The following is an 18,335-nucleotide window of genomic DNA, read 5'->3' on the forward strand; positions in this document are numbered from 1 at the left end:
ATTCATTCTCTACGTCATACTGCAAGGCACGTTCTGGTAGCGTCCGGATTGCAGTTACCGAAATAGCATCGTTTGCGGTGAGCGTTGGTCCAATCGACCAATTGAGGTTCCTATGTCAGAACGCACAACAGAATCTGAGATTACCTTTTCTCGTCCTTTTGCCCTAAGCGCTCTGGTCGTCCCGCTCGATGCGGGCACCTACCGAGTGATAGTAGATGAAGAATTGATAGAAGGACTGTCATTTCCCGCTTACCGAAGAACTGCAACGCATATCGAAATACCAGCCGTGGGCGTCAGTATCGGGACAAGGCAATTGTTGCAGGTTCATCCGCAGGACTTGGAGTCGGCAATCAAGAAGGATGCCGAGGGTAAGGAATAGCGAGCGGCCCCTTACGGTACCTTATTTACAAAGGATTGCGGCCTTATGGTTTCTCGGGCTGGTCGAAGGATAATGGTGGCCGCTTTGGCAATTGGGCTCGCTCTCGCGGTCCTTTATAGATTGAGCAGCCCGTACGATGCTCATGGAGAAACCAATGGCGCAGCAGGCCCCTGGATCTCGCGTGCGACAGGACAGGTCCCGGCCACCGCGACGTTCAAGTGACGGCCGCAACTGAGGAGAGCAGCAAATGACTGCCACGAAGGCTCAACAGTCTCGTTCGTCCAGATTGGCCAGGGTCTGGACAATAAGTGATTTTGCCAAACGCTTCCGGCTTGACCCGCTTGAAGAGAAACGACTGCTGAAGCTGTTGGGGCCAACTGCGACAGAGCGCCAGCTTCTTCTCAACGCCGGAAGAAGGCCGCTGAACCCCGCCGGGGACCTTGGATGAAGAAGGCACAAACGTGCATGCGATGAATATCGCGTCGGCGACTTCATCCAAGCCGAGATGGACAGCGATGTCGCATGTGCTCTCGATACTTGCTTCGCCAAGTCTGAAGGATCAGAATCGATGTGCCCCACGCCCGAGGAACGAAAAACACTTAGACGCGTCCTCAAGCGGGCTGACTACGCTACTTCTGAGATGCAAGCGACCGAAGGTGATCGGCACTTGCAGGAGGTCGCTGTCATTCGTCGGATTGAGGCCGCAACTATCCCGACCGTCAATTATCCGGCGTCCAAACGGCAAAGACTGAACGCGGACTCTGCGGCTGTTTCAGCTTGGGAAAATGAGGGAGGGTCCGTGCTACGGCCGAAGCCAAAAACGTCCGCAAGAAGGCTAAGCCGTTCACACGGAGTAAATTCCGATGAACCGATACGATAAGCCGAACTTCATGAAGGGATTCCCGAAATGTACAATGCCAAGCGCGATGGTTACGGGAACGGCGCAAACCTTGCCATTCAGTCCATGGGCGAGATCGAAGGCCGTATGACGGTACTGGAGGTTGTCGCAATGACCTCGTTGAGCCTCCTCATCAAAGATGGTGACAAACATGCAGCCCAACAGGCGCTGTCAGCCATTCGCCGTGCGATGCGGTTGAAATGCGAAGACATCAAGCTGTCGTCCTTGGATGCCGATTCTGCGATTGCATATGCGCAGGAGCTTTTCGAGGCAACTTTCGAAAACATGGGCCGGGAAGAAGCAACGAAAACCATTGCACCTTCGAGCAAACGCCAAGGCTCGCGCCGTTCCATACCCGCGTTTCAGAGCTAGGAGGATCATAAATTGGGCGTTCGAGAAATGACTGACCGCGAAAGCCGGGAGGTCGTTGCCCACCAAAATGTTGGGCATCTTGCCTGTGTCCGCGACAATCGACCTTACGTCGTGCCCGTCCACTATGCGTTCGATGGAGAAAAGCTCTATGTCTTTTCCCTGGCGGGGCAAAAGGTAGATTGGATGCGGAGCAATCCGAACGCTTGCCTTCAGGTGGAGGAAAGCGGGGAACATCACCGTTGGAGGAGCGTCCTCGTTCAAGGGACCTACGAGGAACTGCCGGACACTTCGGAGCGGCACAACGAACGTCTTTACGCCTGGTCCCTATTACAAAAGCGGCCATTGTGGTGGGAGCCCGGATCCTCCAAGCCCGGCGCCGACTCGGAGGGTAAGGAAGCTCCGATCTTCTTCAGTATCTCGATTGCTCAGATATCTGGCAGGGAATTGGTCGCGTCTTGAATGGCGCTTACGCCCTGAAGTCGCGGCCAGTTTGTACATCTGGAGGAGATCATGTCTGTAGAGACATGAGCGCGAGATATTTGCGCAGGAAATTTCGCTTGGTGCCAATCGTTACCTGGGAAAGCCCTTCTAGCCGCTGACGCAGCGAAAGCAAGCGGTATTCCGGCGACTGATTTCACGAAGGGAAATTACCCGCGATTCAAAATCAGTCATTCGACGAGAAGCTCTCCTCGGCTCAACGATTGGCAGACAAGGTAGCGAAATTCGGCGGTTCTTGGACACTCATTGCAATTTTCGCCGCTGCGCTCGCCATCTGGGTAGCGGTCAATCTGATCGCAGCCTCGCACGCCTTCGATCCCTACCCGGTCATATTCCTGAACCTTATCCTCTCCATGCTGGCCGCCGTTCAAGCGCCCGTCACCATGATGAGCCAGAACCGGCACTCTGCTAAGGACCGCGTCGACGCGTCCTAGGATTACGAGGTCAATCTGAGAAATCATGGTGTAGTTTCCGATGATTTACCGGACGCAATTCCAATTCGATGCCGGACAGTTTTTCAACGTAAGCAGTGCGGCTGGGACAGCAACCTTGGCGTGCACCTCCTTTTGAACGTGAGGAGATGGCATGTCGAAGAGACGAAGGCTGACCATGAGATAACGACGACATTGCGTCGACTGCGATCAGACGGCGTGAGCGTTCGCGATATTGCCGATCTGCTCGGGATTGCCCGCAGCACGGTGCAGGACGGGATTGGGCGAGCTGCGACGGCAGCGCTGTCCTGGCTTTTGCCTGCCGATCTGACTGACGACGTCCTGAAAGGCAAACTTTTCTCCAGGCAAGGCACCACACAAGGGGTGCGGCGACTACCGGATGGCTGAGCATCTGCCATGCCTCGTCCAGAACGATGAGGCTTGGTGATCTATCGAGCCGCTTCTCAATGCGTCTAAAGAGATCGGCCAGCACTGGACGAGATTACGCTCGCCCATATACATCAGCTGCTCGACCTCTAAGCACTTGAAGCGCCGAAGCCTCGGCGATCTTCTTCTGCATCGAAGATGCAGACCATCAGCCTTCTACAGTACAACGGTGCAGAGCGCATCTTTGATCTCTCGCATCTGAACGCCGCTTACAAAATCCGTAGCGAACGACTTGGCGCCGACACCACCCTGTCCTTTATTTCCGTCACCTCAGCCATAAAACCTTAGCGGGTATTATTGCAGAGATTCCCAAAGTGCCCCTAATCCGGATCGCGCATCGCGCTTTCCTCTATAGACGTGTCCCCACGAAATTCCGTCAGCACCACCTCAGAGGAAAAGAGCATCAAGCGCTCGTTCACCAGCAGGCGCTTCCGCCCAAGCCGAACAAAGGCGTTCATGACGGCGGAGCGGATTGCTGCGGGTGGAAGATTTTCCGCGCAGTGTTCGCAGATCGATGTCAGTTGGCCGTTCACGAAGGCGAAGGTGCTATGGAAGCGGTTGACGACGGATCGCTCGACATGTTCGGTCTGACCGCCTAGTGCCTCGACGAATGCGAAGGCATCAAGTGTTCTGCGCGGCTTCGCGAGTATATCGCTTTCCGGCTCAGACCCGGCGTCCCCCACCAGGCTTGAAGGGCCAACGACAACAGCTGCGGACCGTGTCTGCGCACCACAGTCAGGGCAGTCCGCAGTGAACGGCACCATGTACCATTCCTTCGTCAGGAGGGACCGATTGTGTATCAGAGTCAAACCTTATCCTTGAAAGACGGAGTACCGGCCCGGCCCGCAGCCTAGACCAAGTTTCCAAATTATACTCCGGTATAATTTATCAGCGGCAATTGGCTTGCTCAAGCGGGAAAAGACGAGGGAGCCGGGCGTCGGATTCCGAAGAGGATCAGGTGACCACGCTGCTGCGCTGACGCGAACGGTTGTGATAGAGCCTTTGTCGCGTCTTGTTTGTTGCGATAACCGCAGCGACCACGACTGCGATCACAATTGCCAATTGAGGGCTTATCCGCAAAGGCGGCGGCCGCCTAGACACGCTTTCACCCTTTCGCCAGACGGGTGCATCACTCATTCACCGATGCGCCGGATCGCTCAATAGCCCGTTCCCGGAATGACCTGTTCGCTGATCCGCCCAATCGCGCGTGCACGCAACCACCCGTTCGGCGATTTGCGCAATCACCAATACACTGATTGAGGGGATCGCCTGAATTCCCATTCGCCAGATCCGTGTCGCACCGTTTCACTTATGTGCTGGCTGACCGATCTGCCGTTTCACCCAACTGCTCAATCACTGGTTCACTCATTCGCCGACCTCCTGATACGCTCAAACGGCGTTTCACCTACTTGCGTATACGCGCAGTCGCCTATTCGCACATTCGCAGGTCCGTCGAATCGACCATCCACCGATCGGCGGATACGCCGATTCGCTGATGAGCGAAAACGCCTGACCGCCGAGATGCCGCTGCATTTCACGGCGGCCGAAGGCTGTCTGCCCAAAGAGTCCGCTCCGGAGCCTCCCCTATTCTGGCGACCCGACGTCTTCCCCTCATGGCCTCGTTACGTCTGGAAAATGAAAGACCGGGAAACCCTTGTTCGCCTCTGAGGTGACTCGCCCCTCGGGCGAAACGGCTATTGGTATACCAATAGCCTATCCTGCCATCTCCAACCAAATCGGCCTGGCCACCGTGCCCGAGGCGCCAATGCTGTTGCGAGTCGCCAGACAAAGCAACAGCGATCATAGGCTCAGGCCTTTGATCCGCGCCGGAGGAACAGCGCGGTGTCCAGGCCGATTTGGTTGGAGATGCTGATGCGAGCCGTCGTCGTGAGGTGCCGGGATGTCCGTGACTGAAGGGAACGGACATCGATGGCACGCGAACGATGAGACGGCGAGCGCGCCGCAGGAGAGGACGATCATCTGGAGCGAATGCCCGAAGCATGAGGGGCGTAGCGCAAGTGATCCTCCTCTCCGTCTTGTTTTGGGAAGTCGCGGCAGCGTCCGTCTACCGGCCGGAAAGGCCGGGCGGGCCTTGGCCCGCGCCGCAGGGAGAGGGGTGCTTGAGGGGAGAGGCGGCAAGTCTCTCCCCTCAAGACCGCGCGGCTGGCTCGATGCCGGTAAGCGATCAAGCCAACAAAAGAGGCCAGAGACGGCCGAAGCCGCCCCTCGCCAGCGGTCAACCATAGATGACGCGTGCGATGCTGATGCCGATGTCCGCCTCGCTGCGGATCGCGCGGACGATCGGGGCGAGCGTGCCCAGCTCCTCATCGGTGAGGGCCACAAGCCTCGCATAACTGATCTCGACGCCGTCGCAATCGGCCGGGAGCGCATTGTGCCAATCGCCGCCGTTCAGACGGTACTCGTTCGTGTCGAAGTCGATTTCGAGGTCGTCGAGCAAAGTGATCCGGAAGCGCGCAAAGCATTCCTTCTCGCCGTGAAGCTGGAAAGCGGCGAGGCCTTCCTCGTCCGGCTCGCTGGCAAGTTGGCGCTCCAGCGCCGATATGGATCGCAGCCGCGCAATTGCCGCTGCCAGCCCTTCGGCGAGCTCGTTGTGCAGTTCCAGCAACAATTCGTCCTCGCAACCGATGCGATTTGCGAGCACGACAAGCCTGAAGCCCCCAAGCACTGCGAGCTGATGGACGTAGTACCAGTCATCGGACATTGTAGTGTCTCCTTTCTGTCTCTGACGAAAGGAGCCCGCACCGTAGCCGCGAGGGGTCAGGGATCGCATCGCGACCGCCAGCGGCGGCAAGCGGAGGAACCGATTTTCTGGCGATGGCCCGAAGGGACGGCGGCTGAAAATGGGAGGGGCCGCGCTGTCCTTGACGCCGGAGTGGCGGGTGCACAATGGGACGTCAGAGAGAGATAGACCACGGCGCCCGGGCGCCGTGCCCATATCCGGCGCCCAGCCGGCTATGCAGCATATCATCGCCCACGGTCGCGGAAATTTCGCGCCACCGGTGCGGCAACGGCGAGAGGGGCGTGACCCGGATGGGCGGAGACCGCTGGCGGGCTCCGTGAGCAAGGCGAGTAGCACCGGCCGCCGCAGGCGGCTCGCCCGGATCGTCAGCCGACAACTCATCATCAGCATGAATCGATCGAAACCAACCGATTCAAATATGTCGTTGGACGCTGAGTCGGCCTTACCCGATTCTCCGGACCATGATTACCCAATCCTACCAGCTCTACGTCGAACGCATCGACGCCAAGAAAAACATGGCCCGCTTTTATGCCATGTCGATCGAACCCAACCTGTTCGGCGAAGCCTGTCTCATCCGGCGATGGGGCCGGATCGGTACTGCAGGCCAAAGGCGGGAGCATCATTTCGCGCGAGAGGAAGAGGCGGTCAGGCTATTCCTTCAGGTTCTGCGAAAGAGACGGTCGCGAGGATACAGGCCGAAACGGCCTGTCCGGCAAGCTGAAACGGCTGACAGATAGCAAAGGGTGCGCCATGGGACGATCCTATCCTCAGGTGGATGGCATGGGATTAAAGACGAGTTGGGAATCCGACCGGGTCCTTCACGCGGGAAATGCGGCTGCTTCCGGTAACTGCCGATGCGAAGTGAAGCTTTGGGTTTGAAGCGCCGGTCGATCCGGCGCGTCAGGCCGCGCGATATGGCGAAAGCCGCCTCAGAAGGGCGGCTCGGCGTCGATGACACCCTCCTGTTCGGCCATGATCACCGCCAGCTCGGCGCAGGCGAGCTCCAGCTCGACCTCGATCGCGTGGCGTTCGTCGGGATACACGGCATTTCGCAATTCGGCCCGCAGCTCTTCAATGTGTTGTTCCAGAAGCATCGTCGTCTCCTTGAGGTTTGTGAAAGACGGCGCGTGCGGTCATGGGGGCGTGGCGGGGTCAAGGATCGCGCCAGCGACCGGCGGAGCCGGCGAGTGGGGGTGCCGATTTTGTCGGAGCGCAGGGAACCGGAGCGGAGGCAAAATTGGGGGCACCGCTCGTCCTTGAGGCCGACATGCCGCCATGGCATCCTCGGACGGACTGAGCAGACATTTCCTCTCCGTATCGCACCCGGACCCGAGGACGGGCTCGATGCCCGTCTTCGGGTTATCTGACACCTGAGCACGTGAATAACTGTGGAGATCGGGGCTTTCCGCACCATTTGCCGCAGCGTGTCGATGACAGCTCGGGCCGGTAATGGCAGGGATTCTGCATCTGACACGATGCGGAGAGTGAATATGACTACAACCAATGAAATCGCCGACAAGATCGCGACCGAACACAGCCTTACAAAGGCGCAGGGGAAAGCCATTGTTGAGGCAGTGATCGCCTCGATCACCGCAGCGGCGGTGGCCGGCAACGAGACTTCGCTGCCGGGCTTTGGCAAGTTCAAGATAAAGGAAACGCCGGAGCGCGAAGCGCGCAATCCTGCGACCGGTGCGACGATCAGGGTCGCTGCGGCGAAAAAGCTGGCGTTCACGCCGGCAAAGGCACTGAAGGACGCGCTGAACAAGTAATCTTGCCAGCCAAGCAAAAAAATAGCCCGAGCCGAGCCGGGCTATTTCGTTTTCGGCGTGCGCTAAAAGGCGGGTGTCCCGTTGATAAGGTCCTGGATAGTCGTGTCGCTGACCGCGTGATGCGCTTCACGGACATGGTCGTCGAGCAGCTTGTGAAGAATGCTCGATGCCAACGGCATGAAGTCGAAACCGCGTGCGATTGCTGCGGACCGCAGTTGCGACAGTGTTTCGAATTCCTTCAGCTCAGTGCCCAGCCAGAGTTCAAGATTCTCGCCTTCGGCATCCGGAAATGCCTGGAGAAAGAACGTCTGAAGCGGGCGGTCGTAGCCGATGATCGCATCCGGGTCTGAGTGGCGGGATGCGGTTCGGGTGACAGTAATCGTGTAGCGGCTCAAGGCGGCCTCCTTTGAATTCGGGGAGCGCCGGCCCCGATTGCGGGGCCGGCGGTCCGGTTCAGGCCGGGCTGTTCCAGAGGATGACCTTCTTGCCGGGCTCGCCGCCGGGCGCCGGGGCAACGTTGCCGAAGATCACGCCGATCTCAGGGGCTTCGATCTTCGTGGAGATGTATTCCTCGCCAGTCTGGCGGGAGATGCGGTTCCAGCCTGCGCCGATCTCGAAGCCCGTCTTGCGGTGGATGATGCGGTAATCGGGGGCTTCTTCGCTCGCCTTGCTGGCGTTCGGGACGAGGGCGATCGGGGCGTTGACCCGGATGGTGGCAAAGACACCTTCGAGAGTGCCGTCGGTCTTTTCGGTGAGGGTTGCGATCGTGATAGCCATGGGATTGTCTCCTTCGTTGCATCGGGACCATTCCCGATGGCGCCCGAAGAAGGGGCTGTGCCGCAGGCGTCACCGAAGCTTAAGCGGAGGGCAACCCCCTTGCGGGGTTGACGCTGATCGCGGCCGGTCCCTTAGAAAGGCGACACAAAGAACGGGAATGGTCCTTGATTGCAACATCGGCAGGAGACCTCGCCGTGGCTGCCCTCTGCGGACCCGCAGAGTGCCGAGCTTGTCGCTTGCGTCGGTGGGTGTTCGGGTCAACCGATGCTGGCCTTCAACGAGGTGGACGCGGCGCGAGCGACCGCCACCGTTACAGTCCCATCGTCATTATCAGAGATTGCTTTGGTCGGTGTGGCGCTCGAATTGCCGTGCGCTCTGGCGCGACTGCAGCTCCGTTGAATCGAGATCAAAACACCGGCTTGATTTCCAAGCATCGCTCCCGCCCCGGTGATTGTTAGGAAAATGAGACCAGCCGAAAACACCCGGCAGTCGGAGAGTTGCCTCGTGAGGACGGCCTACGATGTTGATGGCGCTGACGATGTAGTCGCCGGAGATGTACCGGATGATGACCGTTTCGATCGCCGCTCAATCGAGGCGGTTGACCCGGCCGGTTCGGCCGCGCGTCTCGGCAAACAGTCGGGCGATCTTCACCATGAAGGATTTGCTGAAGCGGCCGAGGACGTCCTGATCGGGCTCGATGTACCAGGAGCGTTCGACGATATCGTAATTGTATTCGTCGGCCATGATCCAGCACTGCTTCAGATCGCTCAAGCCAGCGCGCTTGCGCTCGATGTCCGGGATCTCCAGAGCGGCACGACCCGTCTGCGGCGGTTGCGTGGTGATGGCGAGGAGGGCCAGATGGGTATTCCCATCGGAGGCGCTGCCGATGGCGATGACGACGCAGACCGGGCGCTGCTTGCGGCCCTCGGTTTCGCCGCGCTGTTGCTGCCAGGCCCAAAGGTACGGATAAGATATGACCTCGCCGGGGCGGAATTCATGGCTCATCATCGTAGCCTTCGCCGCGCGCCAGCCGATCGAGCGCCTCGTCGAACAGCTCCGCATGCTCGGCGGGCATTTCGGAGATATGATAGGCGCGGCGGGGGTCGCCGCCCGTGCGCATGCGCTCATAGTGCTCGTAACTCATCAGCACAAAGCGAGGCTTCTTGTGGCGAGTGAGCATGACCGGTTCGCGGCTCGCCGCATCGGTAATATCGCCGATCTGTTTGTTCAGGTCGCCTGTGGTGAACTGCTTCATCGCTATGGTCTCCGGTATGGTTCTCCATATAATCCAATTTTCCCATGTTTTCCATCTTTTGCGTACTTCGAGGAAATCGGCGCTTACGCGCCGTCTCCTGAAGCCTGCCAGACCGGAATGCCGAGGCGACGCGCCTTGTCGGCAAGATTACCGGTGATGCCGTTTCCGGGAAAGACCATCAGTCCGGCTGGCATGACCGACAGCATCTCGTCGTTGCGCCGGAATGGCGCGGCCTTCGCATGCTTGGTCCAGTTGGGCTTGAAGGTGATCTGCGTGACCTTGCGGGCTTCCGCCCAGCAGGCGGCGATGCGTTCAGCGCCTTTCGGCGAGCCGCCGTGCAGCAGAACCATGTCGGGATGCTTGGCATGCGCCTGATCGAGCTTGGCCCAGATGCGCTCATGATCGTTATAATCCATGCCACCGGAGAAGGCGATCTTGGTGCCGGCAGGGATCAGCACCTCTGTCTCGGCGCGACGTCGGGCGGAGAGGAAGTCGCGACTGTCGATCATCGCCGCGGTCATGTTGGCGTGGTTGACCTTGGAGCCGCTGCGCGGCCGCCAGGACGATCCAGTCCGCGCCTCGAACAGGTCGGCACTGAAGTCGCGCATGAACTCGAAAGCATTGCGGCGTTCCAGGAGCGTGATGCCCTCGGCGATGAGGCGTTCGAGCTCGACACTCTTCACCTCCGAGCCGTCCTGCTCGCGCTGGCCGGTGCGCTGCGCTTCTTCGTTGCGGTCGAGTTCGCGCTGGATGCGCTCGCCGGCCCGGTGGAAGAGATTGGGGACCGACCAGAGCAGGTCTTCGAGATCGGGCTCCAGCCGGGTGTCGCCGAGCATTTCTGCGAGGGCGTCAAAGATCGTGGTGATCGAAGTCTGGACCTGCGGCTCCTCCGGCAATGGCCGCGGATCGGGCTCGTCCTGGAAGGGACGATAGCCGAAGACCTGCATCTCGTAGATGAAGCGGTCGGTCGGGGAGGATGCGTGGTGGGGCTCGAAGCTGTCATCGGGGTGAAGGATCAGGTCCATGGTGGTCTCCGTCGGTTTGGGCCGCGCCTCTCGCGGCCTGACGGCGAACCCGGTCAAGCGGGGCCGAGGCCGGAACCGCAAGCGAAGTGCCGCGGCCCAGCGAAGCGCCGGGCGGCGGAGGGAGGGTTTCTTGATCCGCGAGGAATGACGGACCGCGCCTGCGGTCTGACAGGGGAAGAAACCTGACCGACCCGCTGAAGGCCCGGAGGACCGCGTGGTAAGGGTCGCCTCTCGGCAGGCCCGCGGGCGCGCGCCCATCCCGAATGAGGCCAATGGACTGCACCTCGCCCAGTACCGCCCGCACCCCTCCCCCAAGCCTCCGACGCGCTTCACGCGGGCAGGTAGGCCATTGCATCTTCCGGAGTGAGTTGAGCCCTGAGGCTTGCGGTCAGCCGGTCCGCCCCCAGCCAGCGCAGATCCTCGTTGAAGTCGCCGAGCTCCGGCGACAGCACCAGCGGCAGGATGCCGCATTCCTGTGCCCTGCGGCTCAAGCCCTCAATCCCATGCCGGCCGGCGGCATCCGCGTCTGCGGCGATATAGATGCGCCGGCATCCGGGCGGGAAGCGGAAGGCGGCAAGGTGATTGGCCGTGAGCGCCGCCACCATCGGCATTCCTGGCATCACGTGTGAGAGCGACAGCATGGTCTCAAGCCCCTCGCCTGCCGCCATGACCGGCACAGGCGCATTGACCGGAAAGCAGAAACGGACGCCATTCCCGAGCAGTCCGCCAAGTGCGCGGCGCGGATCGTTGACCTTGGCCTTGCCGGCGCCGTCGGGATCCAACCAGCTGCGATGAACGCCGGTGATTGCGCCGGCAGGCTCGGTCACGGCTGCGATCAGGGCCGGATAACTGGTGGTCCGGGCGGTCACGAGATCGCGATAATAGCAAGACGGATGGAACCGCAACGCCGCGTGGGTCGATGCCCTCAGGATACCGCGCTTGCGGAGATACGCGTCGGCCAATGTGCCTGCCAATGGCTGTGTCATCCGAAACAGACGCCGGGCGCGTTCAGCCGTGGGCCGCTCGACCGCGGCAGAATTTTGGGCGTGCCTCCTGAGAGACGACACCGGCTCCGGTCGAGGCAGGCTGAGGAACTGGCGGACCTCGTCTGCAACGTCCCGGAAATCGACGAGGCCGCAGGTCTCCCGGACCACATCGAGCAGATCACCAAATTGGCCGGTCGCCGCATCCGTCCATCGGCCGGCGCGGGGACCGGTCAGATGCACATATAGGGACCGGCCCTTGTTGTTGGCGACATCGCCGACGAGCCAGTAGTTGCCGGCTCGACGACCGGCGGAGAGATAGTGCCGGCAGACCGCCTCCGCGTCCTGCGCGAGACGATCCGCCAGATCCGAGGCAGCTAGCATGGCAGACCTCCCTCAAGACCGGCGCGCGATATCGACGAGGCGATGGCGCTCGATCAGCTTCAACAGGATCGCCGCACCCTCGTCTGTGACAGGCACGAAAAAGCGCAGCTTCCAATTGATCATCTCGGAGAACAGGTCGAAGCGCAGCTCGTCCATCGGCCAAATCAGCGACACGCGCGGCTGAATGGAGCCGTCGTCCAGCATGATGGAGCGCGCCGGGACCATCACCGCCGGCCGGCCCGACTTGCCATTGATCATGAGCTTCGCGCGTGGATCCTGCTCTACGAGGCGCTGAACCTCCTCCAACTGCATCGGCGCATTTCGATCGCGGCGTTCGATCGTCAGCAAGTGCGACTGCGCGCCGGTGACCGGATGCGTGTAGATCAGCCGGCGCTCAGTGACCGTCATGCTGTCGGCGGTGATCGTCTCCAGGCCCTTGTCATAGATGCCGGCGGCAATCGCTCCCTCGATGCGAGCGGCCAGCAGTTGCTCGAAGGCTTCGAAGAGCACGTTCTGCATGGCTATCGTCAGTGCCAGCATGCGATTGAGGAATGTCTGGATCGGCGGAAGCTCATCCTTCAATCCGCCCTCGTCGGATGTCAGCGCCAGGCCGGTGATGCTCTCGAACTTCTCAAGCGAGCAGCCACCGATCCTGCCGGCATGCAGCAGTCCGTAGAATTGCCGCAGCGCGTCGCGAGCATATTGCGATTCGAGATTGTCCTCGGACCGGAACATGCCCTGCCCGCCGGTCTGGCGCTGACCGCGTGTGATGGCGCCGAGCGTGTCGAGACGCCGGGCGATGGTCGAGAGGAAGCGCCGTTCTGCCTTGACATTGGTGGCGATCATCCGGAAGCGCGGCGGCTGCTTCTGGTTGGTGCGATGACTGCGCCCAAGGCCCTGGATCGCCACGTCGGCGCGCCATCCGGCTTCCAGAAGGTTATGAAGACGCAGACGCTGATTTTTGGCGGCAAGATCGGCATGGTAAGATCTGCCCGTTCCGCCGGCGTCGCTGAAGACCAGAATGCCTTTCTCGTCGTCCATGAAGGCGCGCGCTTCATCGAGATTGGCGCTGCCCGGCCGGGTCTGCACGGCATAGCGGGCGATCGCGCTGTTTTCCTCGCGGCGAACGATGCGGCGTGACCGGCCGGTGATTTCGGCCACCTTCTCGGTTCCGAAGTGCTGGACGATCTGGTCGAGCGCCGTCGGGATCGCCGGAAGGCTGCCCAGCGTTTCGACCAGATCGTCGCGGCGCCGTTCGGCCTCCCGGCAGATGACGGGGTTGCCGTTCGGGTCATGAACGGGTCGGGAGCTGAGATTGCCCTCGGCGTCGGAGAACTCCTCGAAAAGCTGCACCGGGAAGGAGTGCATCAGGTAATCGATGACGTATTCCCGCGGCGTCACGTCGACATGCAGATCGCCCCATTCCTCGGTCGGGATCTGCGCCAGCCGGCGCTCGGTGAGCGCTGCCCCTGTCGAAACGAGCTGGACGATAGCGGCATGCCCGTCCGCCAGGTCTGCTGCAGTCGCTTTGAGAAGAGCCGGCGTCTTCATCGAGGTCAGGAGATGATTGAAGAAGCGCTGCTTCGAGCTTTCGAAAGCGGAGCGGGCAGCAGCTTTGGCATTTTTGTTCAGCGTGACGGATTTCCCGGCCGCGCTGGTCGCACCAGTTATACCGGACGCCTCCATGGCAGCGTCCAGATGATTGTGGATGACCTGGAACGCCTCGGCATAGGCGTCGTAGATGCGGACCTGCTCCTCAGTGAGCTCGTGTTCGAGGATTTCATATTCGACGCCTTCGAAGGAGAGCGAGCGCGATGCGTAGAGGCCCATGGCCTTCAGGTCTCTCGCCAGAACTTCCATCGCAGCGACACCGCCGTCTTCGATCGCGGCAATGAACTCGGAACGGGTCGGAAAGGGAAAGTCGCTGCTGCCCCAGAGACCGAGCCGTTCGGCGTAGCCAAGGGATTCGATGTCTGTTGCTCCTGTCGCCGAGACGTAGACGACGCGAGCGTCCGGAAGGGCGCGCTGCAGACGGAGCCCCGCCCTACCCTGCTGCGATGCCGCCTTGTCGCCGCGCTCGGTCTTGCCGCCGGCGGCATTGGCCATCGCATGGCCTTCATCGAACACGATGACACCGTCAAAGTCGCTTCCGAGCCAATCGACGATCTGCTGCACGCGTGAGCGCTTGCCCTCGCGCTCATCGCTGCGCAGCGTCGCAAAGGTGGTGAAGAGGATGCCCTCATCAAGCTTGATCGGCTTGCCCTGCCGGAAACGCGACAGGGGTGTGACCAGCAGCTTCTCTTGACCCAACGCGCTCCAGTCCCGCTGGGCGTCCTCGATCAACTTGTCGGATTTTGATATCCAGACATGCCGACGGCGGCCCTTCAGCCAATTGTCCAAAATGATCCCGGCAGCCTGGCGGCCTTTGCCGGCACCTGTTCCGTCGCCAAGGAACCAACCCCGGCGAAAACGAACGGCATGTTCCGCATCGGACGCGACCGCCTTGAGATTGTCGAAAGAGACATCGACGCTCCAGTGCCCGGCGAGGTAGCCGGAATGAGCCTCGCCGGCATAGATGACGCTTTCAAGCTGAGCGTCGGAAAGATCGCCGCTGACGACGATGCGCTTCGGCAGGTGTGGACGATAACTCGGCTTTGGCGGCGCGACCGAGGCCATCGCGACAGACTCGACCAGCCTGTCGGGATGCGGTTTTGCGTCGGGGATGTGGATCGACTGGAGCCGGTAGGGTTCGTAGATGCCGTCAGCAGCGCTCGCCTCATCCTTCGGCTGAGCATCGCGCAGCTCGTAGGAAAGTTCAATGATCTCGTTGTCGACAGGTGTAGGGCGGTACCGCGGCGCGGCAACTGCTGCTGGACGCATCGTGCCAGCGCGCAGGATGCCGTTGGAGGGCGCTCCAATGGAGTCTGGCGCGCTCGCCAGGGTGCGATGTGGTAGGTCAGCGATCCAACTGAGCAGCGTTTCCAGATCGGACGCAGTGCCGCTCCACGTTGCGAACTTCGACGGATCGTCGGACGGGATCTTATCGATGACAGTCAGGCGGGTTTCCATTGTCGTTCCATGACGGGCATAGATGCTGTCATCGATCGCCGCGGTGAACAGCATCGTGCCCTGCCCCTGCAGCCGAACGAAGGCGTCGCGCCACGCGGGATTGTCGGGAGAAAGGCTCGCGCCGGTGATCGTGACCAGCCGGCCACCGGGAGCGAGACGAGCAAAAGCGGCGGCCAGATGCCGCCAGGCGGCGTCGGCGACACGACCTTCGACATGGACGCCAGCTGAAAACGGCGGGTTCATCAGTACCACGGTCGGTCGGATGGAACGCTCGAGGTAATCGTCGATATGCGCGGCGTCGTGCTGCGATATCGGAACGCCGGGGAAGAGCTGCTGCAACAACGAGTGCCGAGTAGCCGCATATTCGTTGAGCGCCAGGCGGGCGCCTGCCAGTTCCGCAAAGATCACCATGAGGCCGGTTCCAGCCGACGGTTCGAGAACCATGTCAGCGGCCGTGATGCTGGCAGCACGAGATGCGACATAGGCAAGCGGGATCGGTGTCGAGAACTGCTGCAGGGCCTGGCTCTCCTCGGATCGGCGTGTGTGCGGCGGCAGGAGCCGCGCCACCTTCGTCACCATCGCAAGCGTCAACTGAGGCGACTGGGTCCCAGAGGCGATTAAGCGGAATTTGCGCAGAAACAGGACCTGGGCGGCCTCTGTCGCTTCGTAGGCGTCTTTCCACAGCCAGAGGCCTTCGGCGTCGCTGCCGCCGAAAACTTCGGTCATGACCTGCCGCAGGTCACCTGAAGTGACGACTTTGCCTTGCTCCAAAAGCGAGGCGATCCGACCGGCAGCTTCTATAAGGTCGTCAGCGCGGCTATTGGTCGCGATACGCGAAGGGGCGGAAACGGTTTGAGGATACGAGATGATATTCATCGAAGGATGCTCCAGGAGTGAGAAAAGAACGGCGAGGCCCGGCACCTGCCGAACGGGTCGGAGGAGCGAAATCGGACAGCCAAGGTGGGATCGAGGATCGCCAACTAAAATTGTCGGCGATCGTCGGCGGTTAGGTTGTAGGACCCGCAATGAAACCGGTTGGACCGTCGGGATCGGGCGGCAGATAGACGTCGTAAGGATTGCCGTCGGCGAGATGGCCGAATGGCGTGAAGACATATTCGCCATCATCGCGGCCGACAGCGCAGAGCACGTAACGCGGCTGGCGTGTGGCCGCATCGAGGCATTCCATGAGAGCAAGATTGCCATCGGACGCTGCGCGCAGCAGGGTGTCGAAGTTTGTACGGGCATGATCGGGGATAGCCATTGGGTGCTCCAGACAAAAAGACGCCCGGCGCTTGACCGGGCTCTGGGATGACGACGATGGGGTTTGCAGACGCGGCCGGGTCGGAGCCAGGCGCGCATGAACATGTCAGGAGGCGCTCTCCAGCAGCCTCCTGGCTTTGCCTTCGAGTTCGAGACGCGTGTCCTGATTGGTCTTGGTGCGCGCCAGCGCGGTGATGCCCTGCACGAAATCGAAGATCGATTCCGGCGGTCTCCCCTCCTCCGACAAGACCATCTCGATCACCTTGCCGGTCTCGCCCTTCGAGAAGCCGCGACGACGCAGAAAGGTTTCGCGGTCGTCATCTTTGCGCGCGACTATCCGCTCGCGCGCCGCCTTGATGCCGGCGATGAATGGGGCGGGTGAGGAATTGGCAAAGCTCGTCAGCGCGGGTGCTGCTTCATGCGCGAACCGCTGGGCGGCAAACTTCGAGTGCCGGATGGTGATTTCCTCGAAATTTTGCGTGCCCCAAAGATTGCGATTGGCGCACACGGCTCGGAGATAGAAGGAGGCGATGCCGAGCGTCTTCGAGCCTACCTCGGAATTCCAGGCGTAAAACCCACGGAAGTAGAGATCCGGCTCGCCGTTCGGCAATCGCCCGGCTTCGATCGGATGGGTGTCGTCAACCAGGAACAGGAAGACATCACGGTCGCTGGCATAAAGTGTCGTCGTGTCCTTGGTGACGTCGACGAACGGATTGTGGGTCATCGTCGCCCAATCCAGGACACCCGGCACTTTCCACATCGTGTCGCCGGTGCCATTGCCGGCGATCTTCATCACGGCGGAAACCAGTTCATGATCCCAGATGCGGCCGTATTCGGGTCCCGTCACCGCGCGCAGTTCGAGCCGGCCATCGTCCATCTCGAGCGTTTTTACCAGTTCGGGACGGTGATTGAGCAGGCCGTGCTGCAGGTTGATCGCTGCAAGCGGCGCCGGCAGTTGCCGCATATAGGTGGCCGGTGCGCCAACCAGGCTGCAGAGCTGGCCGTAGCTCCAGTGGGTCGGTGCGATCGCTTGACGCTGACCGGGAACAAGAAGCTCAAGCCGCTCCGCATTGTCGCGGGTTGCTTCGACACGGATCGCAGCACTTTCGATCGTTCGAGCATGGGCGCGCTTGGCTCGGGATCGGACGGTATCGTAGAGATCGGTCAGCGACAGGAAGCGTTCGTCATCGGGACGCGAAAACCATTCGGACGAAACGCGGCCGATCCGTTCGCCACGGGAGATATCGACCTTGAAGCCAGAGGAAGCGGGCGGGTTAGTGGAAGCATGTGAGGTCATTGCATTGTCTCCATGAAACGGAAATCCGGCGCAGTGGCCGGGCGAGGTTGAGGGATGTCGGGGGAGAGGGATCACCCGGAAGCCAGCCGGCGATGCGCCGACCGGATAGCCGAGAGCGCCGCCTGGAACTCGGCGTTTCCGACGAGGTCGGAAAAATCCATCGTCCTGGCGATGGACAGGCATGCCGCATGGACATCGTCGTCGGTCACCGCCTCGGGTGACAGAGCTTTGAAGCTCGGATCGATTTCGAGCACGGCGGCGATTGCGTCGCGCACACCAGCTTCTTGCAGCCTGACCAGGACGTGGGAAGGCTTTGGTGGGGTGGCCGGTTCTTCTGGATCCGGTTCTCCGGCGAGAATGGCTTCTCCTCGTGCAATCGCCCAGGCAGATCGGGCGAGCCATTCGAGCGACGGCGGCCGGGCCGAACTGATGTCATCCAACAGCATCTTCAACAGTCCGAGCAGGATCTCGAAATGACGCGCCCGGCGCTGGATAGGTTCGTCGAACTGCTGGGGGATCTGGAGCGGCGGACCCGCGTAGGCCGCATGGGCACCGTCCCAGATGCCGGTGATATGAACTGGACCGGAGGAGTCGAAGTCCTTCTCGGCGATGTCCCAGCTGTCGTCGTCGATGGCGGCACGGCAGGCCGCCTCCAGCGTGTCGGCCGCGTAGGTGCGATGTCGGAAGACCGGCAGATGATAGGTGGTCTCGATGGTGAAGTCAGGCATAG

At 61.0% G+C, this 18,335-nt stretch carries 19 protein-coding genes and 1 pseudogene; 7 read left to right on the top strand and 13 right to left on the bottom strand.

Annotation, left to right across the window (positions count from 1 at the left end; genetic code table 11):
* The first annotated feature begins 112 nt into the window (after positions 1-112).
* From AB8B31_RS35125 to AB8B31_RS35145, 5 genes and pseudogenes are all read left to right on the top strand, one after another.
* A complete protein-coding gene (locus AB8B31_RS35125; protein WP_113207726.1) occupies positions 113-379 on the top strand; it encodes a hypothetical protein in 267 nt (88 codons plus the stop codon).
* A 907-nt stretch (positions 380-1,286) separates the two neighbouring features.
* A complete protein-coding gene (locus AB8B31_RS35130; protein ID WP_113207728.1) occupies positions 1,287-1,649 on the top strand; it encodes a hypothetical protein in 363 nt (120 codons plus the stop codon).
* Between the two features lie 27 nt (positions 1,650-1,676).
* Positions 1,677-2,108: a pyridoxamine 5'-phosphate oxidase family protein gene (locus tag AB8B31_RS35135; protein ID WP_113207729.1), complete on the top strand. Its 432-nt coding sequence runs from the start codon at positions 1,677-1,679 to the stop codon at positions 2,106-2,108.
* A gap of 76 nt (positions 2,109-2,184) precedes the next feature.
* Positions 2,185-2,578 (top strand): annotated as a pseudogene (locus tag AB8B31_RS35140) (DUF1003 domain-containing protein); the annotation flags it as partial.
* A 219-nt stretch (positions 2,579-2,797) separates the two neighbouring features.
* On the top strand, positions 2,798-2,986 hold the full coding sequence (locus tag AB8B31_RS35145) for a hypothetical protein (protein ID WP_162735831.1): 189 nt from the start codon (positions 2,798-2,800) through the stop codon (positions 2,984-2,986).
* Between the two features lie 359 nt (positions 2,987-3,345).
* On the opposite strand, the gene AB8B31_RS35150 is transcribed toward AB8B31_RS35145, so the two are convergent.
* Both AB8B31_RS35150 and AB8B31_RS35155 read right to left on the bottom strand, forming a co-directional pair.
* Positions 3,346-3,789, bottom strand: a complete 444-nt coding sequence (locus tag AB8B31_RS35150) for a hypothetical protein (RefSeq protein ID WP_439007707.1) — start codon at positions 3,787-3,789, stop codon at positions 3,346-3,348.
* 1,472 nt (positions 3,790-5,261) lie between these two features.
* The gene (locus AB8B31_RS35155) at positions 5,262-5,747 is read right to left on the bottom strand and encodes a hypothetical protein (protein WP_439007708.1); all 486 of its coding nucleotides are present in this window, start codon (positions 5,745-5,747) and stop codon (positions 5,262-5,264) included.
* A 572-nt stretch (positions 5,748-6,319) separates the two neighbouring features.
* Here AB8B31_RS35155 and AB8B31_RS35160 point away from each other — a divergent pair.
* Positions 6,320-6,523: a WGR domain-containing protein gene (locus AB8B31_RS35160; protein WP_438826592.1), complete on the top strand. Its 204-nt coding sequence runs from the start codon at positions 6,320-6,322 to the stop codon at positions 6,521-6,523.
* Positions 6,524-6,715: 192 nt separating this feature from the next.
* Here AB8B31_RS35160 and AB8B31_RS35165 read toward each other — a convergent pair whose 3' ends face one another.
* Entirely contained in the window at positions 6,716-6,880 is a 165-nt protein-coding gene (locus AB8B31_RS35165; RefSeq protein WP_439007709.1) for a hypothetical protein, read from the bottom strand.
* Positions 6,881-7,261: 381 nt separating this feature from the next.
* Here AB8B31_RS35165 and AB8B31_RS35170 point away from each other — a divergent pair, with 381 nt between their 5' ends.
* Positions 7,262-7,555 (top strand): HU family DNA-binding protein, encoded by a 294-nt coding sequence (locus tag AB8B31_RS35170; RefSeq protein ID WP_439007743.1) that lies wholly within the window; start codon positions 7,262-7,264, stop codon positions 7,553-7,555.
* 62 nt (positions 7,556-7,617) lie between these two features.
* Here the strand turns inward: AB8B31_RS35170 and AB8B31_RS35175 are convergent, their stop codons facing one another.
* The 10 genes from AB8B31_RS35175 to AB8B31_RS35220 form a co-directional block, all read right to left on the bottom strand.
* Positions 7,618-7,950, bottom strand: a complete 333-nt coding sequence (locus AB8B31_RS35175; RefSeq protein WP_064696206.1) for a hypothetical protein — start codon at positions 7,948-7,950, stop codon at positions 7,618-7,620.
* 58 nt (positions 7,951-8,008) lie between these two features.
* Entirely contained in the window at positions 8,009-8,332 is a 324-nt protein-coding gene (locus AB8B31_RS35180; protein ID WP_439007710.1) for a DUF736 domain-containing protein, read from the bottom strand.
* Between the two features lie 585 nt (positions 8,333-8,917).
* Positions 8,918-9,337: a hypothetical protein gene (locus tag AB8B31_RS35185; protein ID WP_439007711.1), complete on the bottom strand. Its 420-nt coding sequence runs from the start codon at positions 9,335-9,337 to the stop codon at positions 8,918-8,920.
* Positions 9,327-9,587, bottom strand: coding sequence for a type II toxin-antitoxin system Phd/YefM family antitoxin (locus AB8B31_RS35190; protein ID WP_047622831.1), 261 nt, complete (start codon positions 9,585-9,587; stop codon positions 9,327-9,329). Before AB8B31_RS35190 ends, AB8B31_RS35185 begins: the two co-directional genes overlap by 11 nt.
* Positions 9,588-9,670: 83 nt before the next feature.
* A complete protein-coding gene (locus AB8B31_RS35195; RefSeq protein ID WP_439007712.1) occupies positions 9,671-10,612 on the bottom strand; it encodes a DUF2493 domain-containing protein in 942 nt (313 codons plus the stop codon).
* A gap of 329 nt (positions 10,613-10,941) precedes the next feature.
* The gene (locus AB8B31_RS35200) at positions 10,942-11,979 is read right to left on the bottom strand and encodes a DUF7146 domain-containing protein (protein WP_439007713.1); all 1,038 of its coding nucleotides are present in this window, start codon (positions 11,977-11,979) and stop codon (positions 10,942-10,944) included.
* A gap of 12 nt (positions 11,980-11,991) precedes the next feature.
* Positions 11,992-15,924, bottom strand: a complete 3,933-nt coding sequence (locus tag AB8B31_RS35205) for a strawberry notch-like NTP hydrolase domain-containing protein (protein WP_439007714.1) — start codon at positions 15,922-15,924, stop codon at positions 11,992-11,994.
* Positions 15,925-16,054: 130 nt separating this feature from the next.
* On the bottom strand, positions 16,055-16,309 hold the full coding sequence (locus tag AB8B31_RS35210; RefSeq protein ID WP_439007715.1) for a DUF6117 family protein: 255 nt from the start codon (positions 16,307-16,309) through the stop codon (positions 16,055-16,057).
* A gap of 105 nt (positions 16,310-16,414) precedes the next feature.
* Positions 16,415-17,605, bottom strand: a complete 1,191-nt coding sequence (locus tag AB8B31_RS35215) for a DUF932 domain-containing protein (RefSeq protein ID WP_439007716.1) — start codon at positions 17,603-17,605, stop codon at positions 16,415-16,417.
* Positions 17,606-17,676: 71 nt separating this feature from the next.
* Positions 17,677-18,333 (bottom strand): hypothetical protein, encoded by a 657-nt coding sequence (locus AB8B31_RS35220; RefSeq protein WP_439007717.1) that lies wholly within the window; start codon positions 18,331-18,333, stop codon positions 17,677-17,679.
* Positions 18,334-18,335: the final 2 nt, after the last annotated feature.

The organism is Rhizobium sp. 62_C5_N11_2, from assembly GCF_051811185.1.
GTDB classification, from domain to species: domain Bacteria; phylum Pseudomonadota; class Alphaproteobacteria; order Rhizobiales; family Rhizobiaceae; genus Rhizobium; species Rhizobium leguminosarum.